Origin of the sequence: Streptomyces sp. NPDC014882 (assembly GCF_043081325.1) — a bacterium.
In the GTDB taxonomy this organism is placed as follows: Bacteria; Actinomycetota; Actinomycetes; order Streptomycetales; family Streptomycetaceae; genus Streptomyces.
This window is the reverse complement of record NZ_JBIBWL010000019.1, coordinates 1-24,368: the sequence shown is the minus strand read 5'-3', so window position 1 is coordinate 24,368 and position 24,368 is coordinate 1. Positions and strand designations below refer to the sequence as shown.

The following is a 24,368-nucleotide window of genomic DNA, read 5'->3' as shown; positions in this document are numbered from 1 at the left end:
GCGCGCGAAAGTTCTCCACCAGATCCTCATCGGCTGCGGCGTCCACTCGCTGAGCAGCCAGGAGGCATGGTTCGAGACGCTCAGCCGCTTCTACCCGAACGAAGGCGTGCAGGACGGCAAGCTGCTCAGCCGCGTGGACCAGCGCCACCGCTACGCCGGCGACCTCGGCCTGAAGATGCTCAAGGCCGTCCTCGAGCGGCTGGAACGCGGCCGCAGCCTGCTGGTCGCCGGTGCTGTGTCCTTACAGCAGCGTCAACGCCCTGCGGAGCGCGTTCGAGGACATGCTGACGCTGCTGATGACCTCCTTCCACTGGTCGGATGTCCCACTGCCGGCCAAACTCGGCATCGCGTTCGGCCAGGTGGTCCGCCGGCTCAGCAACAACTCGGTGCCCAACCCGGCAGCCATCGAGGCCCTCGTGCCCCTTAGGGTCTGTCGTCAAATGATCTTCGATCGGGGATCATGGCCGGGTGATACGTCGCCATGAACTGTCCGACGCCGAATGGGCCTTCGTGGAACCGCTGCTGCCCCGGTCCGAGCGGGCCCGCCTTGCCGCCGGCGCCTTGGCCGCCCGGGTCCGTGCCGCGCGGCGAGCGGAGCGCCTGGGCTCCCGCTCCCGCCCGTACGCCGTCGCGGTGCCCGCCGCCTCGAGGTCGCACCCGCGGCCGTTCCGCGCCGGCCGGGAGGACGGCCGCTTCTCGGAGCCGGAGGCCGGAGTCGACGCGGTGGAGCAGACCCGCCAGACCCTCGAAGCCGCCGCCGCACAGGTGGCCGCCACGCTCCAGGACAGCCGGCGGGCACGCGAAGCCGCCCACAGCCTCCGCCCGCAGCCCACCCCGGCGACGGCCCCGCAGCCGCACACCCAGCAACCCGGCACACACCGGGCCGAACCACAGGAGGAGTCACGTGAACACCCCGGAAGACCAGCCCAACCCCGACGAGCCCTCGCCCGCGCCCGTGCCGCCCGCAAGCAAGATCACGACCTACGGCTGGAAGTAGGAGGGCCTGTTGCGAAAGTGGACGGTAGGGCACAAGAGGGCCGTGGAATGCCGGGGACGTTACGGAAGTTGATCACAGCATGACTCAAGGACCAGCGCCTCGCTCCCTGTCCAATGAAGCCCTCTCCGATCTACTCGCCAGGCAGCAGTTCGGGACCCTCGCCACTGTCAAGCAAAGCGGCCATCCGCACCTGACCACGATGCTCTACAGCTGGGACCCCGAGGCCCGCATCGTGAGGCTGTCCACCACGGCCGACCGCATCAAGGTCAAGCACCTGCAGCGCAACCCGCGCGCGGCGCTGCATGTGCAGGGTGACGACGTCTGGTCGTTCGCCGTCGCCGAGGGCGCGGCGGAGGCTTCCGAGATCACTACGGTTCCAGGCGACGCGGTCGGGCGGGAGCTGCTCGCGATGATCCCGACGGCCGCGAAGCCGGAGGACGAAGATGCGTTCCTCAAGCAGTTGGTCGCCGAGCGCAGGATCGTCATTCGGTTGAGGGTGGAGCGGCTATACGGTACGGCCTTGGATATCAACGGCTAAGGGCTCGCAGAGAATCAAGGTGTTGCTTCCCGCGATGCGGATCGTTGTTGTGGTATGAGCGTCTCCGGCAAGGTTCGCAGTCAACTCGCTGTGAGATTCCAGGTGTTGTTCCCGCGCCTCGACGAGCGGCAGCGACGGCTGATGATGGGGGCCGAGGCCCGGATCCTGGGCCACAGCGGTATCCGGGCGGTCCCGCGGGCGGCCCGGGTCAGCGAGACGACGGTCCGCAAGGGCGTGGACGAGCTGGAGGCCGGCGAGGAACCCCTGGGCCGGGTGCGCAGGATGGTGGTGGCCGGAAGAGGTCCGCGGATCTTGATCCGGGGTTGCGGCCCGCGCTGCTGGCCCTGGTGGAACCCGACGAACGGGGTGATCCGATGCCGCCCGCGTCCGCCACCTCACCATCGCCCTCGCCCCCCAGCACGCGGCCCGTCTCTTCGACGCCCACGACACCGGCGCCAGCGAGCAGCAGCTGCGTGACATCGCCGCTGAAGGCCTGGGTGAGATGTACTTCCGCGACGGGGCCGCCGCGCCCACGGCCTCGAGGTTCAGTTCACCGACGTCGAGCACCTGGAGTTCGACCTATAACCACTGGCTGCGACTTTTCAGATTCGTGCCAGTTGTGACTGAGCACTTCAGTGGGCGAGTTTCGCCACGTATTGCGCTCAGGCTGCAACGCCCTGCCCAATGTTGTGTCGTGTGGGATGATCGGCCGCATGATCGAAGCTCCAGCACGCAAGGGCGGCCTCCGCTCCGCCCGATGACGTGGCCGGACGAGGCCGTGGCCGACGGCACCGCCACGACGCCCGCCCACCCTTCCCGTATCGCGCTCTTCGAGGCGATACGCGCCGACCGCACCGGCCCCGTCGCCACTCGGCTGCTCCGGCTCGCCCACGCCGACACCCCCTTCGTGCGCCGGGAGGCCTTGGACCTCCTCCACAGCCTGGCCCGCGAACGGCCCTGGCCAGAGGCCGTCAACGCTGCAGTGGCCCGGCTCAGTGACCCCGACGAGGAAGTGCGGCGCCGAGCCGCGTGCCTCTTCGGCTACCGCGGGCAGCCCGGCCTGGTTCTCGCAGCCCTCGGCGAACTCGCCGATCCTGTCGTGCGCACCATCCTGGCCAGGGCGCTTGGCCCGGCCGCCGCCCACCTGACGGACAATGACCTCGCGTCGGTCCGCTTCCTCGCCCACCTGGAGACACTGCGGGCAGCGCCACCCACGCGATGGAACCCCCTGGACGCCGCACTCCTCGACGACGTCCGGGATGCCGCGCACCACCTGGAGGACATCGGGCACATCTGGGGCCGGGTCCTGTACAGACTGAGGCGCGAGCACGACACATACGCCCTCGTGGCCCGCCTCCTTGCCGACCCCGGCTCCCGGGACATCGGCGCCGACCTGGCCCGCGAGGCTTGCCACGACTGGCGGGTGGCCCCGGTCAGGCTGCTGCCGCTGCTCGTCCAGCACCGCGGCCAGAGGGTCACCCCGGCTCTTGGTGCGGCCCTCACGACAGCCTCGATCTCCGAGGCGGCGATGCGGACGCACGAAGTTCTCCTCGCCGAAGTCCCCTTCACACCGTCCCCGAGGACCCGCCGGATCCCGTCCACCGCGACGGTCTACGACAGTGCACCCGCCGCCGCGCTCCTTGCGGCCAAGCCTGTGGGCATCGCCCGCCTCGCTCACGCCCCCGAGATCTTCGAGGCCTTGCTGGACGCCGGCCCGCTGACCTTCCGGCAGGCGGCACAGCTGTACAACCTGACCTTCCGTCGCCCTGGCCGCTCACAGGCGGAGTGCGCCCCGCTGTGGCTGCGACACGCCGGTCCTTCCGCACTGTCCCGGCTGCTCGCCCTCATGACACCGCACCTGGCCGACTACGCGGTCGGCGAGTACTACCTGACGGGTCTCGCCCGGATGGGCGGCCACGCACGCCCTGCGTTGCCGGCCGTGACGGCGCTGATCGACAGGCGTACCCGCATCCCCGCCAACGACTCCACCCGCGACGCCGAGATGAGACTGGACGAAAGCCTTCTGGCCACCGCTCTCAGCACCCGCCTCGCCATCCTCGCGGGCGCCGTTCCGCAGCCTCCTGCCCCGCCGTCTCCCCAATAGCCGCCAGCTCAAGTCCTTCACCCGCCAAGTGAAACGCTCAGTCACACGTGGCCCGCTCCGGTCCGGCGCCCGCGGGCGCCTACAGCTCGAACTCGAGGTGTTCGATGTCGGCGAGTTCCACTTCGAGACCGTGGGCGCGGCGGCCGTTGTCGCGGAAGTAGACCTCGCCCAGGGCCTCAGCGGCGATCTGACGGAGCTGGTCTTCGCCGGCGCCGGTTTCCTGGGCCCGGAAGAGGCGTGCGGCATGCTGCGGGGGCAGGGCGAGGGTGAGGTGCCGGATACGGGCGTCGTCGGTGCTGCCGGGAGCGGCGGTGAACCCGGACCGGGCACGGGTGTCGATCATGAGGCCCTGGCTGGTGGCCGCGGCCTGCTTCGCCTTGGCCCGGACCTGCGGCTGCCAACGCGTGCGCACTTCGTGTGCGAGGCGGTCGGCGAGCTCCGGCCGAGGGCGCCTGATCTGGTTCTTCATATAGCGCTCCACGGTGCGTTGGCTGATGCCGAGCAGCTCGGCGACCGGTTTCGTCCTGCCGCCGTGCTGCTTGACCAGGTAGCGCATCTGCGCCCCGGCAGACTTAGGGATCGGGCGTGTGAACGCGCCCTGCACCGCCTTGTCGAGTTCCTCCGCGACCGTGACCATCACCCTTGCCTCCTATTCCCCGGTGTCCTTGGCGCTGACCTCGCCGGTCTTGATGTAGCGGGCGAGGTTGGCGACATGCCCGCCGTCGGCGGCGAGCTGCTCGAGCACGTCCGCACCCCACAGCACGCTCTGCGTCCCCTCGTGCTTGACCATCCCCGGCGACACCCCCAGCCGGAAGCTGCCGGGCACCGTCTTGCCGTCGGCGCCGTAGGGCAGCACGTCCAGCGGGCCGGGCCCGTCGGCGGCGTAGACGGCGCAATCGGACAGGACTGCGACCGGATACCGGCCGGTGGCCGCGGCCAGGGCGACCATCTTGCGGTGCATGTTGATGCGGGCCCGGGAGATGACGGTGGCGCGGATGTCCGGGCGCCAGGTCGGGCGGGCCAGAGCGGGCCAGGCCTGCCCCGGCTTCCAGCCGCCGCCGCGCGCCTTCTCCTGCAACTTGCCGATGCCACCCTTCACGGTCATCTTCACCGCGTCCACCACGATCCCCAGCTCCGGATCACGGCTCTTGTAGCCGTCCATCGCCGCCAGGAACTCGGCCGGGGACAGCTTCTCGCCCACGCCGAGGTCCGCCATGGTGGCGACGTAGGCGTCACGCAGCCGCCTGTACCAGCCGTCCAGGAACCGGCCGCTCTCCCGGCGCACCCATGCCTCGGCGGGCGCGACGTCGTAGCCCAGCTCGACCGCGTACGCCACCGTCGGGGTGGCGTACCAAGCCGGCCCGGCCGGGCGCTCACCGCTCGGCGTGAAGGGGCTGGGCAGCAAGCTGCCGTCGAGGTCGCGCCACTGCTTGCCCACCTTCACCCGCGACAGATCCACATGGGAGAGGTCGACCAGCCAGGAACCGGGCACCGCCGCATCGAAGACCGGACCGGTGACGTGGACGGGCGGCGTGGCCAGGCCGACGACGGCGCCGTTGGCGGCCGCGCCGAAGGCGAGGTTCACATCCAGGCCGACCAGGCAGCGCTTCATGCACTCGGCATCGGTCAGATCCCGCGCCCAGTCGTAGGCCTCCTCGAACAGCCTCTCGCCTGGTCCGCGCACGTGGAAGCGGGGCAGATGGGCCAGGACCGGGTGTCCGTCGGTCGCCTCGCACGGCGCGGGGTCCATCGGCTCGGTGCCCAGGGAGCCGGGCCGGTGCTCGCGGTGCCGCTTGCCAGTCTCGTCCGGCTCGCTCGCGCGGGTCGGCGGGTTGAGCGCCGTCATCAGCTGCAGCCCCGTCACCGCGGTGGAGCCCACTGGGGTCGCCACCCGGGCCGCGTACACGCCCAGTACCCGGGCCAGCTCCGCCGGCTCCAGACTGGCGGCGTGCCCCCAGGCGCGGTCGTCCAGGGCGTGCCACGAGGGCAGGCACAGTTGTACACACTGGCGGCGGCCGCCCTGGACGGGGCGGTAGATCCGCGCCCATGGCCCCAGCCCCCGCCGGGTGAGCTGCCAGTCGGCCCGCTGAAGCTGCTTGATGGCCTTGTGCCCCTCCGGCAGCCGCCAGGCGAGCCGCTCGGCCTCGGACAACCGCCCGGGCAGACCGAACCGTTCGCACGCCGCCTCGGTGAGCACCAGCAGCGGATCGGCGTCCTTGCCCGACCCGTGCAGCTTCTGCGCCCCCACCCGGGCCTCGGTCAGCGTCCACTCCACCAGCGCGGGCAGCGACCTGGCGGGCACGTCCATGATCAGGCCGCCGACGCCGTAGCCGGTCACCTGCTTCTCGGTGTCGGCGTCGAGGACCAGCAGCGGACCGTGCGCGTACGCGCCGCCGGGTGCAGGGGTGTTCGCCGGGGCGGCCTTCCTCGCAGGGGGGCGCCGCGAGCTCTGCGGCGCCCGTTCGGCACGCGGCAGCGACACCGCGGCCGGTGCGGCGTGCGGGACAGGCGCTGGGGGAGCGGCGGGGGGTTCCTCTGCCTCCGCCGCGGCCGTAGCTTCCGCCGCCCCGCCCGCGGGCCCAGCCTGCGCTGCGGGCGCTGCGGTGGTGGATGTCTGCGGCGCCGCGGTGTCCGTGTCCTCCTGCGGGGCGCCGGTGCTCTCGGGGGCGGGGTAGAGCGTGGCGAGCTGCTTCAGCAGGCGCGCGTACGCCTCCCGCTCCGGCGGCCGCGGCTCGGTCCGGCCCGACTCCCAGGCGCCGACGGTCGCCCGCCGCACGCCCAGAGCGGCGGCCACCTCGTCCAGGGTGAGCGCGTGCGCCTGCCGCAGCCGCCTGCGCTCAGCCGGCGGCGGCAGCGGGGAGCGGGACGCGACCAGCGCGTCGACCGCGTCGAACAACTCGGACATGGGACACCTCCATCCCTCACCCTACCCCCAAAGCGCACCTATCACGTACGAAAAGCGTACTGATCGCGTACATTTGGCATATGGGCGGTGTTCGGGCTGATAGCGTCCAGTCAGCGGACCTGGACGACGAGCCAGCGGCCTGTAGCGCACGTGTGCTTGTGCCGTGTCTGTTCCGGGCGGTAGCGGGTCGAAGTGGCGCGAGCGCATGCGACGTGTTCGAGGGGGAGCGGTGGCGGCAGGTGACGGCTGGGCGGGTATGGGCTGGGACTGGACGGATGCCGACGGCATCCGCCGACGCCTGGAGCAAGGAGCCGATCCGGAGAGCTGGAACGGAAGCAGGCCCCTGCACCGGGCAGCGGTGTTCGGCTCCCCGGAGGATGTGACGGAACTGGCCCGCCGGGTTGCTGATGTGGACGCGCTGGAGAACGGGGTGACGGCACCGTGGGAAGCCGTCCTGTCCCGCAAGCCGGCCAACGCACGGGCGCTCGCCGCCGCCGGGGCCGACCCCTGGCGACCGTCGCTCGGCGGCTGGTCGCCGGGGCGGCTGAGCCTGGCCGGACCGACGCCCGAGCTGTTCCCGGTACCGGAAGGAGTGTCCCTGAGCGACACCGAGCGGGCGGCAGCGCAGGAGGCCCATCGCCTCACCACGGCATTGGGCGAGTTCTACTACGACGGCACGGGCCTGGCCTGCATCGCGGGCATCGACGCGGCCCAGGCGGTGCGCCGTCTTCAGGCGACCCCGGTGGCGGACGGCGAACTCATCGACGAGCTGCTGGAGGATCCCTACGCGTACGACATGGACGACAGCCTGCACATCGTCGGCGTGACATCCGTGCCGGGCGGCTGCGTGGCCACCCAGCCCTGGGGATACGCGCCGCAGATGCCGGGCGTGCTGACCCGGTTGTCCGCCGGCACTCTGTGCTATGGCCTCTACGCCAATCCCAAGAGCGGCAACCAGGGCAGCATCGCCCGGCACGGAATCATCGAGGGCTCAGACCTGCACCCTGGCGGAGGACCGGACGAGGACGACACTGCCGAGCAGGTGCTGGCCTCCTACCTTTACCAGCACGACGCCGTCGCCTACGCCTGCGCCTTCGCAGGCCTGCGTCCGACCGACAGGCGCGCCGTGACCGGACCGCCCGATGTGTGGGTCGAACTGCCGCGCCGCGAATACTGGAGCCACTGACTCGAAAGAAGAGCTGACATGACTGTGGTGGAACTGCCGCGCCCCGGCCGCCCCGAGCCCGTGCGGCTCTTTCCCGACCAGGCCGAGGCGGTCAAGCGGCTGGCCGGGCACCTGCGGCGCGCCGGGACGCGGGGTCTGTTCGTGTCGGCGACGGGCACCGGCAAGACGCTGGTGTCGATCCGGGTGGCTGACGAACTCGGCGCGCGGCTGGTGCTGTTCGTGGTGCCCACCCTGGATCTGGCGGCGCAGACGGCCTTGGCCTGGCGCCGCGACGGTCACGGCGAGCACATGGTGATCGTCTCCTCCCTGGACACCAGCGGCCGGGACGACCTGGTCGCGGCCCGGGTCATGTCGACCACGAACCCGCACGCGCTGGGCGGGTTGATGTCGGTGGTGGGGGAGGGTGAGGACCAGATCCGTGCGCTGACGGTGATCTGCACCTACGACTCCCTGGACAAGATCGAGCAGACCCAGCGCACGGGGTACGCGGTGCCGCCGTTCGACCTGGCGATCATGGACGAGGCGCACCGGATCGCGGGCCGCTCGGACAAGAAGTGGGCGATCGTCAACGACGCGCAGCGCATCCGCGCGGACCGCCGCCTCTACATGACCGCCACCCCGCGCATTTTCGCCGCGCCGGAGCTGGCGGAGTCCGCCGACCTCACCCGCCCGCGCCGCCGGCGCCCGCAGAGGCCGGAGCTGGATGCGTTCGCCAACTCCATGGACAACGAGGCCGTCTACGGCAAGAAGGTCGTGGAATACCCCCTCGCAACGGCCGTGGCGGACGGCCGGGCCGCGGACTACCGCATCGTGGTGCCCACCCTCACCGACACCGACCTGCGCCGCCGCCTGAACCTGCCCGCCCCCGGCACCACAACCCCTGGCACCGCCGTGGCCCGGGAGGCGAACGACGACGGTGCACTGCGCACCACCGCCCTGCACCTGTCCGTCCTGCGCGCCATGACCGAGCACAACCTGAAGAAGGTGCTGGTCTACTTCAACCTCGTCTCCGACGCCCGCCGCTTCACCCGCGAACTGCCCCACACCCTGCGCCTGCTGGCCCGCACCGACCCCGGCCTCGTCCCGGACATCACCCCCAAGCTGTTCTTCGCCCACGGCGAGCACACCCCCGCCCAGCGCGCCGACATCTTCGCCGCCTTCGCCGCCGCCGACACCGCGATCCTCGCCAACTCGCGTCTGATCGCCGAAGGCGTCGACATCCCCAGCGTCGACGCCATCGTCTTCGCCGACCCCACCCGCAGCGTCATCCGCTGCGTCCAGGCCCTCGGCCGCGCCCTGCGCCTGGACGTCTCCGGCAAAACCGCCTCCCTGATCGTCCCCGTCTACATCCCGCCCGGCACGGACGGCGAGAACATCCTGGGCACCGCGTACGAGCCGGTGTGGGCGATCGCCTGCGCGCTGGCCAGCCACGACCACCGCATCCTCGAACGCCTCCCCGACAAGGCCAACCGCCTCCCCAGGGAGACCAGCGACGTCATCGCGCGCCGCTGGCACTTCGACTTCACCGTCCACCCCGAACGCATCGCCCAAGCGATGGACCTGGCCGCCTTCGACCCCCGCGACCCGGCCGTCTCCCGCTCCCGCCGCCTCGGGCTCGCCGCCGCACAGTCCTACCGCGACCAATACGGCCACCTCGACGTCCCCGCCGACTACACCGACTACACCGGCTACCGGCTCGGCACCTTCATCACCACCATGCGCGACGCACACACCGCCGGCCGCCTCGACGCGGACTGGATGGCCGAACTCGACGCGCTGGGCATGATCTGGGACAAGCACGAAGCCGCCTGGCGCTCCCGCCTGGCCGCGGCCGCCGAATACCACCACACGCACGGCCACCTCGCCGCCCCCGCCACCACTCCCGTCGGCGCCTGGCTCGCCGAACAGCGCCACCTCGCCTCCAAGAACCAGCTCGATCAGACCCGCACCGACGCACTGACCGCCCTCGCCGCCGACTGGCGCCTGCCCCACGGCCCGGACTGGCACCGCAAATACCACCTGCTGCGCGCCCACCTCGCCGACGGCGCCGACCCCGCCACACTCACCCGCGACACCCTCCTGGCTGGCGTGAAGATCGGCTCCTGGCTGCACCGCCAGATCACCACCTGGCACACCCTCGCCCCCGGCCAGCAGCAGATGATGACCGCCCTCAGCCTGACCCCCGAAACCAACCCCCTCACCTCTGCCCGCCGCGCCCGCCGCACCTTCGAAGAGACCGTCCAGCTCCTGGAACTCTTCCTCCACCGCGAAGGCCGTGCCCCCGCCGCCCGCGAGACGATCCGCGTCGACGGCGACACCGTCAGAATCGGCACCTGGCTCGCCAAGGCCCGCACCAAGCACCGCACCGGGCAGCTCCCCGACCACCACGTACGCCTGGTCGACGCCCTCTTCGACGGAGACTGGACCGACGAGAACGCTGCTCCAGCGGCCCTTGTGTAGTTCCGGCCCGATGCGCTCAGCCGTGGCCACGCCGCTCCGTCGCTCACGCCGCAGCGTCCGGCGTGCCTTCCGGCGCGGTCAGCGGCGCAACGGGCAGGATGCATGATCGTGGACACTGCCACGGCGCAACCGGCCCTTCCGCCCTTCACGTGCCCCGCTTGGTGCGACTGGAAGCACCAAGCAGACACAGGTGTCACGTCTCTCGAGGACGTTGTGCACATGGCGATGGGGCCGGGCCTTGCCGTGCCCCGGCATGGCCGGGCGGGCTGGCTGGAGTTCATGCTGACCCTGACATCCGGCGCATGTCCCAACGGCGCACCGGAGCCGCCTCACATCGAGGTCGAGGTGACCGGCGAGGACGGCCGGCTGTCCAGCCGGAACGACGTCGCGGGACTCATTCACGAGCTGCGAGCGATGACAGCAACTCTGGAGACATGGATGGAGCATCTTCCCGGGTGAGGCAGGCCCCCTCGGCGTTGCCGGCCCGGCCGCGCCCGCCCGCGGCCCCCTCCTGGCCGGTCGTGACCACCCGGGCCAGCGGCGGCCAAGACCGGGGCCCCTCAAGCGCCGGGCTGGGCCAACTGGATGCTGATCACGAGCGCCTGGTCGCCCCGCCCTCTTCGACGGGCACTGGAAGGGGGCCGCCGTTCCGGCGGCGGGCCCTCCATTTTGGTAACAGCTGTTACCGTGACGGTATGGCGAAGACACAACTGGGCGCGCGCGTGGATGAGGACGTTGCCGAACTCGCGAAGAAGCGCGCCGCCGACCTGGGACTGAGCATCGGGGACTACCTCGCCCGGCTGGTACAGGACGATGCCAGCGGCCTGCGCGCCCGAGCGGTGGACGCGGCCGCCCGCTTCCTGGCCGAACACTAGGCCGTCTTCGACGAGGCCGAACAAGCCCAGCAGACACCCCGGGGAGCACGCGCGGCCTGATGGACCTGCACATCGACGTTCCCTGGATCCTGCAAGTCGCCGAGGCCGCCGGCGCGGACGACCCGGCCCCCGACGACTACGGCGTCCCCGTCTCGGCGGTCGCCCGCCACCGGGCCGAGATTTTCGAGCAGCCCGTCTACGGCGGCCCCTACGCCAAAGCCGCCGCCCTGGTGCACACACTGGGCCGGTGCCGCTGGCTGGAGCGCTCCAACATGGCCGTCGCCGCCGCGTCCGGCGTCATGTACCTCGAAGCCGCCGGCATTTCGGTCAAGCCTGGCCGTGAGGACGCCATCGCTCTGAAGGACCTGCTCCTTGACCCCGCCTGCACCACGGGGAAGATCGCCGCTCTGCTGCGGACCTGGCCCACCACCACCTGACGCCAAGGCCCGCCACCGCTTCCCAGGGCCAGGTCGCGGCAGCCGGCCGCTCGCGCAGGCGCGGGGGAGACAGGCCGCCCACGGACGGGCAGGACAGTGAACTGCACGGCTCCTCCGGAAGACACCTCGGCCTGCGGCCGGGCGCGTCCGAAACGGAGAACGCAACCGCCCTCGTGCGAGCGGCGCTGCTCCCGGCGAAGCAGCGCCGGGCAAGCTGCCGCTAGGGCCTGTCCGATGGGTCGTATGAGCTGATCAGGCGGGCGGCCTACGGTTCGCTGGAACGAAGGGGGCCGCATGGCACGCGACACAGCTGAAGCAGAGACGGGGATGAAGGGGATCACGTTTCCTGCCTGGCACGGAAAGCACTACGTGACGCTGGCTGAGCTACTGGTTCGCCTCGGCAGCTTCGGCCTGGACCTGACGTGGCGCATAAAGTTCGACGAGATCGTTGATCCTCGCTGTGTCGAGATAGAGAGACGGTCCGCCGACACCGGCATGGACACGTTGACCTTGTTGTCGCTGACGACCCCCTTTCTCCAGTTGATCGATGCCGAAGCACGTGGGTTCGCCGAGGACAAACTGGCGATCGTCCTGACCGAGTTCGACAGTTCCTCGTGGGACGTCAGGGCTGTTGACGAGCGGGTACTTAGCGAACTTCGCCACCACTACCCGGGTACCGAGGATCTCTGGACGGGGCACTTCATTCCGGACGCAGCCATAGGCGGATCGCCGCCACGGTGACCGTTCCGTGGAAGACGTACGCCCGTTTGTCGAAGCGCGTGGCGACGGCTCGGAAGTTCTTGAGCCGGTTGATAGTCCGCTCGACTTCGTTGCGGCGGCGGTAGATCGCCTTGTCGAACCCTGTGGGCCGGCCGCCTTGGCTGCCACGACGTCGACGGTTGGCCCGCTGGTCCCTCGGCTCGGGGATCGTGTGCTTGATCTGACGTCTGCGCAGGTGACGCCGGTTGCGGCGTGACGAGTAGGCCTTATCGCCCCCGACATGGTCGGGCCGAGTGCGCGGTCGTCCACCAGCCTGTCGGGGCACGCGGATCTCTTCCAGGACGGGAATCATCTGCGGTGCATCCCCCCACTGGCCGGGCGTGATGACAAACCCGAGCGGGCGGCACCCGCCTTCCCCGGCAAGGTGGATCTTGCTTGTGAGCCCGCCTCGCGAGCGTCCCAGAGCCTCATCGGGACGGTGACGCGCCGGGCTCCTGCGCCGACCCGGGATCTTGGGGGCGCGGGTGGAGGCGCCGGCCGCGTGCTGATGAGCGCGGCAGGTCGTGGAATCGACGCTGACCATGCTCCAGTCGATCCGGCCCTCGGTATCGGCGTCGGCCTGGACGGCCCCCAGGATCCTCTCCCACGTCCCGTCCTCCGACCACCTGCGATGACGGTCGTGGACCGTCTTCCAACTACCGAAGCAGGGAGGCAGGTCCCGCCAGGGGAGGCCGGTCCGCTGCCGGAACAGAATCCCGTTGATTACCCGACGGTGGCATTGCCAGCGTCCACCCCGCCCGCGATTTGCCGGCAAGTGCGGCTCCAGCCGAGCCCACTCTTCATCCGAAAGATCTCCCCGCCCCATGCCCCACGGAACGAGTTCCCAACAGGAGCGTCACACGACCCATCGGACAGCCCCTAGCCGCCGTCGACGGGCTGTGCGGCGCCCCACCGCCGAGGAGAAGGTCTCCTCGATGCGCGAACAGCAACGAGCCGAGCGTGCGGGAGGTGGCCGACCAACTGGCTTTCGAGGTCGCCGACGGCCCGAGGCGGATCATCCCGCCCGATGCCCGCGGACCGACTATCCGCCACGCTGTGCTGGAGGATTTCGCCACCTCGCTGCGCCTCAGCGAACGCCGGGGCGGCCAGCTCAAGGCCTCACCACGGGGCGGGGGAGCGAGTCTGTCCTACCAGCTGCGAGGCGGTCGCCGGCCGGGCGGCGCGCGGCCGCTCAAAGCGTGAGCACCGGTCGCGTGGAGAAGCTTTCGTACATGTCCTCTCCGTCCGGTCCGTACACGAACTCGGCCATGCCGGGGTTGCGGTTGGCGGTCGCCAGGGGGAGCCAGGCCAGCAGGTGGCCGTAGCCGCCGCACACCGACTCGCCCCCGTCGCCGCCGTGGACCGATGTGACATCGCTGGTCAGCTCGGCGCGGTAGGTGTCGTAGGCGATGTGCAGGCCGAAGGCGTTCAGCTTGTTGTGCGGGCCGGTGTCGTCTCCGTAGGGGATGCGGTCGAGGGGGCAGTCGTCGCCCCACCGGAACAGGGTGTCCGACCCGACACCGCAGGCGTGCTCCCACTCGTCGGAGCTCGGCAACCGCAGACCACGGACGGAGAGGGCAGCAGGCATGTCGGCCGGAGGTTCGGTCAGGTTCTCGTCCTCCACAGCCATGAGGACGGTGTCCAGGTGAACGCTGCGGCGGGCGCTGAGGATCCGCTCGAGGTGGGTCCCCAGATCGGGCCCGTAACCGTAGCCCTGCTCCAGGCTCTCCGCGTAGTCAGCGGCCTGCTGCGCGGTCGGCTTCCAGGTGTCGGCGTCGAAGCCCAGGGACACCCGGCCTCCGGGTATCAGGGCGAACTCCTGACCGTCCCGCTCGACCCGGACGCGGTGCAGCGGGGCACCGAGGTGTTCCGTGGCCTCGACGAGAGATACCCGGCCGCCCACGTGGTCAGCGGCATTCTGGGCGATCCGCCGGGCGGTGACCTCGTCGAAGGTCCGCCACAGGTCGAGAGTGAGATCAGCGAGCGACATGGCCGGCAGTGTGGCACGCGGCACTGACACCGGAGCGGAGAGACGGCCCCAGTCGCGCCGCCCGCTGCTGCGAGTGCAGCGCCGCCCAGGGCACCGAGCAACCCATAGATCGCGTCCTGCATTCCCCCGCCTTCAGTCGCGACACACCCTGCGGCAGCGACTGTTCAGTCGCCAAGTCAAACGATCCCCCACCATGCGGCACGATGCCCACGCTTCAGCCGACCGTGGCCGACTCGCAACGCTGTGGAGGATCGAACAGCACCGCGCGGCGGTGCCTCCCGAAGTCGTGAACATCTGCTGTCCGATCTCGCAAACAACGCCACGATGTGGACATGGGCGACGACAACATCTGCATCGGCTTGAGCCGACCGCTGGAAGTGGCTTTGGACAGCGATGGTGGCGCTGTCTGCAGTGGCCGCGTCGACCCCTCTCGGTATGTCTCCCTGCTGGGCAACGGTAGTTGCTTTCGAAAGGTTGCGCCAAACGCAAGTTCGAGTGAAAAAGCGTGGATAGCCTGACTTGATCATGTGGCGGGGCGTGCGGCTGACGCGCTGCCCAGCGGACGTGAGAGCCGCTTGTCGTACTCTTCGCCGCCGGGGCCGATCACCTTATGGGGTGGCCCCAGTTTGTCATTCGCGCCCCGGCGTGCCGGGGGTCCGGCCCGGCCCTGTGCGAGAGTCCCAACTCCCTTCCTGACATCCCCAAACCGCCTGGCCCAGCTGGTGGGAGTCCCATTTCTTCTTCCTCTGACGCTCACGGCAGCCCTGGGGTGGTTAGGCGGTACGGCTCCATGCTTCTGCATACGGAGGGCGGTGTACGGAAGGTTCCGTGTACTGAATGTGACCGCCAGTGCGCTCCTTGTGAGGGCACCGGTGCGACACGCGACACGGCCTGGGTGAATGAGGCAAGCCCTACATCTAGTGGTTGGATGCCTTCAGCAGCCCACAAGTTGTGTTCCCCCGGGCCGTCGTATCCGGGGAAGGACCTTATGCTTGGGGCCAGTTCCTTCCGGAGGTCTCACCTCAGTTGTTCGCCTCGGTCTGAGGCGAAGCTTCCGAGTCTGACTTGGGAGTCCCTGCTGGGGCCGAAGGGAGGGATGAACGGATGACCGAGGAGGGATCTTCTGGTGATCGTTGCACGCAGTGCGGCCGCCGTCTGTCGAAGCGACAGGCGTGGGTCGACTGGGCGCCTGTGATCGCCAAGGTTGTCTGGGGACTGCTGCAGTACCTCTGGTTCTGACCAGGGGAGGGACGGCCGGATGGTGGGCGCTCACGCAGTGAGCCCGACCGCGATCCAGACGGCCGGGCTCGTGACTGCGGCACCTCGGGGGCCCGATTGCTGGGGTAGGAGCCAGCGTCGGGCCTTCGGGGGCTCCCAGTCCTTTTACAGGTCTGTGAGGATCCCTTCGGGTCCGGGGTGGTCCCCTGGTGTCTCTTGCATCGTAGGACATCTCCATGGCTTAGCAATGCACCGCGGTATGCCGCTGTGTCTGGACGATACCCTGGCTGCTGTGGGAAGGCTGGCGCCCGGCTGTGTTCGTATGGGGTGCGGGCCTCGGTGACGGTGCGCCGCCCGGCTGTGCTGACCGCCGCCGTGCTCGCCCGTCAGCTGTGCGGTGATGCCGCGTCGGCAGTCGCCGGCCTGCTGGGGTTCCTCGAGCCAGACTTCCGAGGAGCTGCGCTCGCGGTGGTGGCAAGTCGTGCAGAGCTGTGCCGGCGGTCTGTTCGGGTTGGCGGGGTGCTGGATTCTGCGGACTACGCCCTCACGCGCGACCGAGGACACGTCGACTGGACCCGGCCGGTGACCGTGGGCTGCGGGTTCTGCCGTACACACACAGATCACCAGCAGCGACATCTTGGACCGCGACACCGAGCATGCCTGCTCCCGGTGCGGAACCCGCACCGCCTGTCCGGCAGACGCCGATCGGGTCATCTGCTGGGGCTGCGGCCTCAACGAACCCGGAGCCGCTTCCGTGGGAGCCCGTGCCACCTACCGGCAGGACGTTGAGCGCGGCGCCGATCAGTGGGCCACCGCCCGTGTCCGCGTCGCCAAAGAGGACGCACGAGCCCGTGGGGCACTGCCCGGCTGGGCCTCGTAGCTCTCCGCCGTTCACAGCCGCCCGAGCACACTGGCACCCGGCCCGAAAAATCTGCCTCAATGTCAGTGGCGGCGGCCACACTTGATCCATGACGCTCGATCGTGCCGATGCGGCACCGCCGCTGCTGATCCCATCCGGATCGGCGATCAACCCGATGGTGCTGGACCGGCCGATGCTGCTGCCCATCCTCGATGCCAACGCCCTCCTGGCCGAAGCCTGCGCACTGGCCAAGAACAACGGCCGATGCAACAGCGTTACCGCGCTAGCCGCGACCCGCCGTGCCACCCCGTACATTGCCGCGCACGTTCCTGGCGAGGTCGACGAACACCTCCCCAAGATGGCAGCCCACTTTGAGGTGCCCGAACGCCAGGCGCGGCACGTGCTCAACCGGCAGATCCTGCCCGCCCTGCGGGTGGTCGACCTGGAGATCCGCGATCACCTGTCGCCGCGGACCCGGCACATCCTGCACGTTGACCCGGACATGCCGCGCAAGTACAGAGGCGATCCGGATGACGCACCCACGATGGCGCTCGCGGAGTTCCTCGGACCGTGCGTCATCGTCACCCAGGACAACGTCTTCCACCACTTCGGGTTCGCCGTCATCGACTGGATTCCGGTCGTCCAGAGCATGATGCGCGTCGCAGGTCTGGAGGCCACCGCTGCGAACGCGCTGACCGTCATCGACTGGGCATTGCGACTGTCCGGCGCAGGCGCTCACCGCCTGGTCGTCCTCGCCGGACGCCACCCGCTGCTCGCGACGGCCGCTGTGGCCGGGCTGCTGGGGTGGTGCTACCGAAACGGCTACCTGACCCGCGACAACTGGCGGCAGCGCCTTGCGCGGGCCGGGAAGGCGACGGTGCCCCTGCTGGAGCTGGCCGACGCGGCGATGATCGAGTACCGGGCGCTCAGCGACTCGCTCCTGGTGGTGGAGCCCTCGGCCTATCCCACCCGCGAGCAACTGGCCGCCCGTTACCTCGCGCGCTGCGGACGGCCCATGACGCCCGGCGAGCTGCGAGACATGCTCGCCCGGCGCGGCCACATCATCTCCGCCGCACAGCTGAAGCGGGACATGCAGACTCACAGCGCGTTCGTTCGCGCTCCCAGCGACCTGTGGACCATCGGCCGTCCAGTGCAGCAGCAGACCTGACCCGGGCACGCCCAAGACGCAGCCGCAGCACCGCCCGGCGGGACAGCTCTCGAAACCGGGACGTCACTGCCCGGGACAGAAGAGACCGAACACGGCTGCACGCCTCTGCTGGGCCGGACGGAGGGCAAGCGCGGCGATCCGAGGTGGCTGGCCTTCGCCTGCCGCTACGGCTTCGACCCCCGCCGCCCGGTGCAGTGGGAGGTGGAGGCACTGGAGCTGGCCGAACTCCGGCACTTGGTCCTCGCCGTCGTTGACCCGTACATCGACCGCGACGTCCTCGCCCGGCAGATCGCCCGCGAGGAAGTACAACGCCGCGCCCTGGCCGCCTTTCTGGACGGCTGGGACGCGGCGGGCGGGGAAGCACCCTCGTATTGCGCGTCGGCCGGGGTCGCGGCGCCCGTGCCGCCTCAGGGCGACGATGATGTCAGGAGGGGAAGATGCCGGAGCTGGTGGCGTCCGCATTGAGGATTCTTGACAGCGGGCAGCCCCATGCTGCACCCGGTGTGTCAGGTCCATAGAGCGTGAGCCCGCACGCCTTGAAGAACGCCTGTCTGCTGGTCGCATCCTCGCCTTCCTGGGGGACCAGGGCCAGGAAGGTATTGCCGGCTTCCTGACTCCGGCGGGCGATCTCGATGAGGAGTGCCCGGCCGACCCCGCTGCGACGAGCGGTATCCCCGACGGCCATGGTCAAGATGAAGGTCTGCTCGCCAGGATGCGCTTCCCGGCGTTCGTCATGTCCGAAGTCGCAGTGCAGCTTGAACTCGGCGACCCCCACGACGGAGCCGTGGAGTTCAGCCACAATGACGTCTATGCCCTCGGGCTCGTAGAACCTGCCGTTCCCCAGATCGTTCGCAAACAGCAGCTCCTCAACCATCGAGTAGTCGGCCTGGGTGATGTCACGAATGAGCGGCATGTATGGAGTATTCCGCGAGCTGTCCAGGCCGCGTGCACGCAGCTGGCTGCCGCGTACGAGGGCTGGATCGGTCCTGCTGGGGCGTGAGCGGAACCCCGACTATATTTCTTGACGACGTCCACGGCTGGTTCAGCCCGACGGGAACAAGCTAGCCCTCCGCCTAGTGTTCCGAGTCGAGTTCCTGGCGCAGGTCCAGGAAGCAGCGCAGCCGCACGCCCGGCTCGCCGGGCTCCCGGGTTGTACGATCCGCCGGCACGATCTCCCAGCGCGCAGCGAGCGATCCGCTCGCGGGTGCCGATCACCCGGAACCCGGGCACGCGAGGGCGGAGGCATCGTCCCGGCGAGTCAGGTCAGATCGGCTTGCGGGCCGTCTTTGCCAGCTGCGTCGATCGGTTTCCTCAGCACGATCGGGAGGATCGGCTTGGAACCGGGGATGTTGATGCGGATGCGGGTGGTGAGCGCGGTAAAGGTCCGCGGTGGGACACCTGCCGGAGGAACGGGCGGATTTCCAGCAGACTCTTTCACTGGGCCGATCCGTGAAGTGAACCATCCTTCCTGTGTGGCGCTGCCGTTCTGCCAGATGCCGCAGGCCAGTCTCAGGTACGTTGCCTCCTCTCGCATGCCCAATTGGTCCAAGCGCTCTACAGTCGTCTGCACCTGCTGCACGGGCTTGCTCCTTGCGCCGTTCAGGATCAGCACGGTGTCTGCCCATCCGTCGGCGAGCGATCCGAGAATGAGGGGCAGCATTGAGCTCTCCCGCGTCTTCCCGGCCATCAGCAGTAGCTGAGAGGCCCAAGCGTGATGGCCTGCTGTCCGCAGGTACCTCAAGCACTGCCACAGCGACCGCATCGGTCGTTCGGCCGCAATTTCGGTCATCGCTGCCTGAGCGTCTCCTGGAGGCATGTGGGAGAGGGTGGCGACAAGAGCGGCGAGTTCCTGCATGGTGGCCGCGCTATGTAGATCGTGAAAGTTGTCCGCGGCGTTGTCGCTGGATGAAAGGTTGTCTGGGGGATTGTCCAGGACAACTTCATAGACCCGCTCGTCTGGGGCCGGGTCCTGGTGGAGGTCGTCGGTGATGCGTCGCAGTACCTGGTCGTCCTGGTCATTGACAGCCACAGCCTGGGCGAGGGCCTGGTCGATGTCGTCACCGACGGGATCGGCCACCAAGGTGGCAGGCGAGGGTTCGTCGGCCGAGGCATCATGTCCGCCTTCTGTGGCTTCCTCGGCTGTGCCGGTTCGTAGACGGTCGAGTTCGTCGTTGAGCTGGTCGACTTGCTCCTGAACCCGTGCAGCGAGTTCCTCGGCCTGACGCTGTTTCTCCTTGGCCCGCTCAAGTTCCTGCTGAGCGCGCTGTTCCTGCTCCTGTGCGCGGGCGAGCTGCCGCTGTGTCTGCAGGAGGACTTCGGGATCTGCTTGCGCGGCCCGGAGCTGGTCTCGTTCACTGGCCAGGTCGGTGATCCGCCGCTCTAGCGTGCTGACCATGGAAAGGAGGACCATCACGAGCTTCGCCGAGTTCCCCGCGGCCTCCCGCAATTCGTTCTGCTGTTCCAAGGATCGGGTGAGCCGACCATAGATCTCCACCTGTTCCGCACGAGTCTGGGCGAGTTCCAGAGCAGAAGCGGGCGAAGGCGGCGGGGTGGCAGGTGAGGGATGGGCCGCGGCCTTCAACAGGGCCCGGGATTCAGCCAGCTGCCGCTGACGCAGCCGTAATTCCGGGACCGTTGCACTGATCAACGCGGCCACGAACTCGTCCTTGGGCACATTCCCGGCCAAGTATTCGCTAATCCGGCTCTTGGAATGGTGGATCTCGCTGGCCAGCGTACTCAGGGTCTTGCCGCTGGCGTCGACCTGTTTCCGCAGGAACTCGGCGAGTGCCCTCGCTTCGGTGCTCTCGGCCCGAATCGGCCCCCAGGGCCTACCTGCCCGACCCGCCATGCATCCCCCACTGCTGTACCCGGGACATGGTTGTCCGCTCCCGTCCCGGGACAACACTGCCGTTGTCTGGACTTTACCTGCGTCAAAGCTCCGGACGGGCGTGAACTATCCACTCACGGCAGCACAGTTACCTCACCACCTCGTGGACCTGAGCCTTGACCTCTCCAAGGAGGCTTTCCGTGCTGCCACCCTGGCTCCCCTCACCGCGCATGCTGGGCGCGCTCCAGCGTGTTCTGCTTGTCACGCTCCTCACCCCCGCCGTGCTCATCGCTCTCACCGCAGCGGTCCCGGCCTTGATCTTGCTGCCGTTCTTCCCAGGAGGAACCGACCGCGCCATCAAACTACTCACCGCACACACCCGGTACCTGAGCGCTCTGTTGGCGAACAGTAAATCCGACCCGTAAGGCCCGGTCAGAGTTGTGGAGCGTTTGACCACAGTGGGACCTCGCGTCGTCCGGCTCAAAGGCCGGATGGCGGCGGCCCCGCCCACTGCATGCCCAGCGCTGCCAGCTCGGCGAGCTGCTCCGCGGTGAGCCTGTCGCGCCTGGCGCGGGTGTTCGAGACCCATACGCCCAGCTTCACTGTCACCGGCTCCGCCTCGCCGTCGACCGCGATCTCGATGGTTGCGCCGCGTGGTACCGGCCGGTGGGCGCCTTCTTGCTCTACCCACTGAGTGAGGGCTGCCAAGCCCCGCTGGAACGCCGCCTGCGCCTTGCTTGGGCCCTTCGTCGTGCGCGCGGCCGCCGGGGCGGGAGTCGGGGCCTCAGCGGGCGTCACGCCCAGCTTCGCCAGCCGCTTCTGCTGCTCGGTCGACAGCTGCGCCCAAGTAGCCGGCTGGGACTGCCGCTGGAGCCACCGTCCGATGTCATCGCCCTCGAACAGCACGCCGGGCTGGATCTTGGGCAGGCTGCCGTCGGCGTCGACCAGGTCGCGGAGCACGGCGTAATGGCGCTGCCAGTGCAGTGGCCACGGGCAGTTCCAGTCCTCATCGATCGCGGCCAGCTGCTGGGCGCGCTCCGCGGCCCGCTGCTGGTCCTTGCCGAGACCGCCCTTCCGCCTGAGGTTGGCCATGTGCTGGCCGACCGGAACCAGGCCCTCGGCTTCGCTCTCGCCCCACACCTGGTCCTGGCGGGGAGCGAGGTGACCCGTGGCCCGCCGGTAGGAGCGCAGCGCGGCGAGTTTGGACTCCCACGCCTCTTCGCCGGGTTCCCAGACCATCCCGGCCTCCGGCGCGTCCAGCAGCGCCCTGCGCCGTTCCTCCAGCTCCCCGGCCCGCAGCGCCTTGCGCTGCTGGTGGACCCATCGTCCAAGCGGAAACGCCTTCGTCGCCCCGACCTCGACCTCGACGTCGTAGGGAACGGCGTGGAGGCCCGTAATCTCGTTCTCCCTGCGCCAACGGAGCAGTGCCTGGTAGCCCTCCAGCCAGACCAGCGACTCGGGCCGGTAGACCCGGGTACGGAGGAAGGCCGCGATGGTCGCGGCGCCGCGAGGGCTGGAGAAGTGGAGCAGAGCGGCTTCGGCAGCAGCCTGGGTGTCGTCGTGCTCCTGGTCCTCGCCCTGGCCGCCGGCCCCGATGATCCGTCCTTCTTCGTCGCGCTGGATGTGGACCTTGCGTTTGCCGCTGGTGAGGGGGCGGGAGGCGAGCTGTTCGACGAGTCGTTCATCGTGGGAGCGCAGGCCCTGGAGCACCGCCACGAGCGGCCTGAAGCTCGCGGAGGCGACCATGTCCGTCGGGTCCTCACCGGACTCCAGGAACACCGGCACGATGATCCTGGCCACTTTCGTGCTGCCGTCTTTGTTGAGTCGGAGTGCGCGGCCGATGTTCTGGACGATCTCGACCTGGGAGCCGCGGGTGTCGGCGAAGCAGACGGCCTCGACTCCACGTTCGCCGGTGATGTCGACGCCTTCCCCGAGGACGCGGCAGCTTGCCAGGAAGGCCCGGTGTACCCGCCGCCCGGTGGCGTCGAGCCCATTGGCGAACTGCTGCAGGACTTCGCGTCGTTCGGTCACGAGGTGGTCGCCGCACAGCCACGCCGACCACACCCGGTCCGGCGGGACGTGCCGGCCGGCCTCGAGCTCGTAGAACCCGGCGTCGATCGATGACGCGGGCAGCCGGCCCGCAGCGGCCAGGTCCTCGTCCGTGACATCACCTGCATACAGTTCGGCTGCGGTCTGGGGCAGCTTCTCCGCGAACGCGGCGGCTTCCTCGACCTTCTGGTGGAACGTCATGACCGTACGCAGGTTGTACGCCGCGGCGTGCTCCAGGAGCGCGGTCTGCAGGAGCGCCAGGCGCCGGCCCCGCCGGGCTTCTTCCGACTCCCCGAGAACCGGCGAAGGATCGCGGATCTCCAGCACGTCGATCTCGAATCCAGCGAGGATCTCGCGCTCGATCGCCTCGGAGAGACCGAGCTCGGCGAGCCACGCGCCATACGTGCCCTCCGGGTCGTCGGCCATGGTCGCGATTTCCACCTCCTGGCTGCCCGAGCCCTTTCGCGGCTGGGGAGCGGCCAGGATGCGCGGGGTGGCGGTGAGGTAGAGGCGGAAGTCGGCAGGGATCCGCTGGTTGTCGTGGACCGCGGCCCAGGGTCGACCAAGATCACCAGCGGTCCCGTGGGCCTCATCGACGATGGCGAGGTCGAAGCCTGCCATCTGCTGGCCGTACAGACGCTCCCCGCCCGCCAGAGCGGCCTCCAGCGGCCCGCGCACCTTCCGCTGGCCCGTCGTGCCCTCCGGGTCGTCACGGTCCACGAGGGAGGCGTACGTGGCGAACACGACGACCGGCCCCTCCCCGGCCCACAGCGCGAGCTGGATCGGGTTCGTGGTGGTGCGCACCCCCAGCTCACTCAGCACCGCATCGTTCTCCAGCGAGCACACCGCGACCATCGGCGCCTGATGGCCCACCAGCCGCCACGCCCGGGCGGTCTGCACGAGCAGGTCCAGAGTCGGCACGGTCACAAGGACCCGCCCGCCCCGGAAGCACTCCAGCGCACACGCAGCAGCCATGATCGTTTTACCGGACCCGGTCGCTGACACGATCGTGCCACGGGCACCCTGAGGCGGCACAGATGACCTTGCAGGAAATCCGACCCATTTTCGGAAACTCGACTTCTGGTCTACCTGGTGTTCTTTGAGCTGAATCACAGACCTCCCCTTACCTCTCCAATATCGGCAATGATGAAGACCCAGTAGAACGTCAGATGTGATTACGATGGAGGATGGCACGAACAGCCGCTTCGAACTCGCGCACCGCCAAGCCGTGTTCATCGCGAGCCGCGACCCAGGCCGAATCCTGCCCGTATGAATCCCGAAGCCGGTAGTACGCATCCATCAGACGGGAAGCCTGAGAGCGGAGTTGCTCACTACCAGGAGTCATGAAGAACTGAGTCGTCACTTCATAGCGGAGCGGATCTGCGACGGCCAGATCTGACACCGCTACACCAGCTGTAGAGGCGTCAATTATCTGCCCACACAGCCGGTTGTACATAGAGGAGAGTCGCGCACTTACTTCTACGAGTCGATTCACTTCTTCTTTGCGCTTTTCGACTCTGCGTCGAATGAAATCACCTAAGAGAACTAGAGTTCCACCGAGAATTGCTCCAAGCAGTGTCAGCACACTCTGCACTTCATCACTCCGCAACGTAGGACCCCACGTGGTTCTGCCAACACTACATGCTGCATCACGCAACGTGTGCGATACGCTGGAACCCACGCGAACGAGCACCTCCCACAATCAGCCAAGTCCACCCCAGCCACCCCCCACCCTTGCTGCCCGGGCCGTAGGCCCGCTGGCCGACCCGCGCAGCGGGGCCGGCCTCTTGGGCGCACCGCGCCCCAGGTGACCGGAGCGCAGCGGAGGCCACCCATGGGGCCACAGGCCCCACAGCTCCGGGAGCGCAGCGGACGGAGCGTCACCAGCCCGGCGCAGCCGGGCAGCAGCGCGAACGCGGAGCGGGAGCGCAACACCCGGGCGCAGCCCGGGTGTTCGCTTGCCCATCGCGCAGCGATGGGGTACCCGCTCCGCGGG

Annotated in this window: 19 protein-coding genes and 3 pseudogenes; 13 read left to right on the top strand and 9 right to left on the bottom strand. The window is 69.2% G+C overall.

The features are described 5' to 3' along the window. Positions 1-281 precede the first annotated feature (281 nt). The 5 genes and pseudogenes from ACF09K_RS31160 (at position 282) to ACF09K_RS31140 (ending at position 3,639) form a co-directional block, all read left to right on the top strand. Complete coding sequence (locus tag ACF09K_RS31160) at positions 282-485, top strand: hypothetical protein (protein ID WP_392248673.1); 204 nt, start codon at positions 282-284, stop codon at positions 483-485. A gap of 591 nt (positions 486-1,076) precedes the next feature. Beyond that, positions 1,077-1,535 (top strand): TIGR03618 family F420-dependent PPOX class oxidoreductase, encoded by a 459-nt coding sequence (locus ACF09K_RS31155; RefSeq protein ID WP_392248672.1) that lies wholly within the window; start codon positions 1,077-1,079, stop codon positions 1,533-1,535. Between the two features lie 54 nt (positions 1,536-1,589). Further along, positions 1,590-1,939, top strand: a pseudogene (locus ACF09K_RS31150) (ISAzo13 family transposase); the annotation flags it as partial. Further along, positions 1,906-2,120, top strand: a pseudogene (tpg, locus tag ACF09K_RS31145) (telomere-protecting terminal protein Tpg); the annotation flags it as partial. The pseudogenes ACF09K_RS31150 and tpg (ACF09K_RS31145), both read left to right, overlap by 34 nt. Positions 2,121-2,292: 172 nt before the next feature. Next, positions 2,293-3,639 (top strand): hypothetical protein, encoded by a 1,347-nt coding sequence (locus tag ACF09K_RS31140; RefSeq protein WP_392248769.1) that lies wholly within the window; start codon positions 2,293-2,295, stop codon positions 3,637-3,639. Positions 3,640-3,718: 79 nt separating this feature from the next. On the opposite strand, the gene tpg (ACF09K_RS31135) is transcribed toward ACF09K_RS31140, so the two are convergent. Beyond that, positions 3,719-4,276, bottom strand: coding sequence for a telomere-protecting terminal protein Tpg (gene tpg / locus ACF09K_RS31135; protein WP_392248764.1), 558 nt, complete (start codon positions 4,274-4,276; stop codon positions 3,719-3,721). A gap of 12 nt (positions 4,277-4,288) precedes the next feature. Next, positions 4,289-6,544: a telomere-associated protein Tap gene (gene tap / locus ACF09K_RS31130; RefSeq protein ID WP_392248671.1), complete on the bottom strand. Its 2,256-nt coding sequence runs from the start codon at positions 6,542-6,544 to the stop codon at positions 4,289-4,291. A 205-nt stretch (positions 6,545-6,749) separates the two neighbouring features. Between tap and ACF09K_RS31125 the strand changes: the two genes are divergently transcribed. From ACF09K_RS31125 to ACF09K_RS31100, 6 genes are all read left to right on the top strand, one after another. Further along, complete coding sequence (locus tag ACF09K_RS31125; RefSeq protein WP_392248670.1) at positions 6,750-7,730, top strand: ankyrin repeat domain-containing protein; 981 nt, start codon at positions 6,750-6,752, stop codon at positions 7,728-7,730. A gap of 18 nt (positions 7,731-7,748) precedes the next feature. After that, positions 7,749-10,190 carry a Helicase associated domain protein gene (locus tag ACF09K_RS31120; RefSeq protein ID WP_392248669.1) on the top strand — a complete coding sequence of 814 codons (2,442 nt, stop codon included), beginning with the start codon at positions 7,749-7,751 and terminating at the stop codon, positions 10,188-10,190. A 102-nt stretch (positions 10,191-10,292) separates the two neighbouring features. Then, the gene (locus tag ACF09K_RS31115) at positions 10,293-10,649 is read left to right on the top strand and encodes a DUF6907 domain-containing protein (protein ID WP_392248668.1); all 357 of its coding nucleotides are present in this window, start codon (positions 10,293-10,295) and stop codon (positions 10,647-10,649) included. Positions 10,650-10,885: 236 nt separating this feature from the next. Further along, entirely contained in the window at positions 10,886-11,065 is a 180-nt protein-coding gene (locus ACF09K_RS31110) for a hypothetical protein (RefSeq protein ID WP_392248667.1), read from the top strand. Positions 11,066-11,124: 59 nt separating this feature from the next. Continuing rightward, entirely contained in the window at positions 11,125-11,502 is a 378-nt protein-coding gene (locus ACF09K_RS31105) for a fic family toxin-antitoxin system, toxin component (RefSeq protein WP_392248666.1), read from the top strand. Positions 11,503-11,796: 294 nt separating this feature from the next. Next, complete coding sequence (locus tag ACF09K_RS31100) at positions 11,797-12,243, top strand: hypothetical protein (protein ID WP_392248665.1); 447 nt, start codon at positions 11,797-11,799, stop codon at positions 12,241-12,243. Here the strand turns inward: ACF09K_RS31100 and ACF09K_RS31095 are convergent. Next, positions 12,203-13,087, bottom strand: a complete 885-nt coding sequence (locus tag ACF09K_RS31095) for an IS5 family transposase (RefSeq protein WP_392248664.1) — start codon at positions 13,085-13,087, stop codon at positions 12,203-12,205. The genes ACF09K_RS31100 and ACF09K_RS31095 overlap by 41 nt on opposite strands. Positions 13,088-13,230: 143 nt before the next feature. Here ACF09K_RS31095 and ACF09K_RS31090 point away from each other — a divergent pair, with 143 nt between their 5' ends. After that, positions 13,231-13,464, top strand: coding sequence for a hypothetical protein (locus tag ACF09K_RS31090; RefSeq protein ID WP_392248663.1), 234 nt, complete (start codon positions 13,231-13,233; stop codon positions 13,462-13,464). On the opposite strand, the gene ACF09K_RS31085 is transcribed toward ACF09K_RS31090, so the two are convergent. Further along, positions 13,454-14,251, bottom strand: a complete 798-nt coding sequence (locus ACF09K_RS31085; protein ID WP_392248662.1) for a hypothetical protein — start codon at positions 14,249-14,251, stop codon at positions 13,454-13,456. The two genes, ACF09K_RS31090 and ACF09K_RS31085, sit on opposite strands and share 11 nt — an antisense overlap. A gap of 2,186 nt (positions 14,252-16,437) precedes the next feature. On the opposite strand from ACF09K_RS31085, the gene ACF09K_RS31080 reads away from it, so the two are divergent. Next, a complete protein-coding gene (locus tag ACF09K_RS31080) occupies positions 16,438-17,496 on the top strand; it encodes a hypothetical protein (RefSeq protein WP_392248661.1) in 1,059 nt (352 codons plus the stop codon). 424 nt (positions 17,497-17,920) lie between these two features. Here the strand turns inward: ACF09K_RS31080 and ACF09K_RS31075 are convergent, their stop codons facing one another. The 5 genes and pseudogenes from ACF09K_RS31075 to ACF09K_RS31055 all read right to left on the bottom strand — a co-directional run bounded on the left by ACF09K_RS31075 (position 17,921) and on the right by ACF09K_RS31055 (position 23,966). Further along, the gene (locus ACF09K_RS31075; RefSeq protein WP_392248660.1) at positions 17,921-18,409 is read right to left on the bottom strand and encodes a GNAT family N-acetyltransferase; all 489 of its coding nucleotides are present in this window, start codon (positions 18,407-18,409) and stop codon (positions 17,921-17,923) included. 160 nt (positions 18,410-18,569) lie between these two features. Beyond that, positions 18,570-18,677, bottom strand: a pseudogene (locus tag ACF09K_RS31070) (DUF6207 family protein); the annotation flags it as partial. A gap of 77 nt (positions 18,678-18,754) precedes the next feature. Then, positions 18,755-20,344: a hypothetical protein gene (locus tag ACF09K_RS31065; protein WP_392248659.1), complete on the bottom strand. Its 1,590-nt coding sequence runs from the start codon at positions 20,342-20,344 to the stop codon at positions 18,755-18,757. A 459-nt stretch (positions 20,345-20,803) separates the two neighbouring features. Next, positions 20,804-23,485 (bottom strand): Helicase associated domain protein, encoded by a 2,682-nt coding sequence (locus ACF09K_RS31060; protein ID WP_392248658.1) that lies wholly within the window; start codon positions 23,483-23,485, stop codon positions 20,804-20,806. 52 nt (positions 23,486-23,537) lie between these two features. Continuing rightward, positions 23,538-23,966, bottom strand: a complete 429-nt coding sequence (locus ACF09K_RS31055) for a hypothetical protein (RefSeq protein WP_392248657.1) — start codon at positions 23,964-23,966, stop codon at positions 23,538-23,540. Positions 23,967-24,368 lie beyond the last annotated feature (402 nt).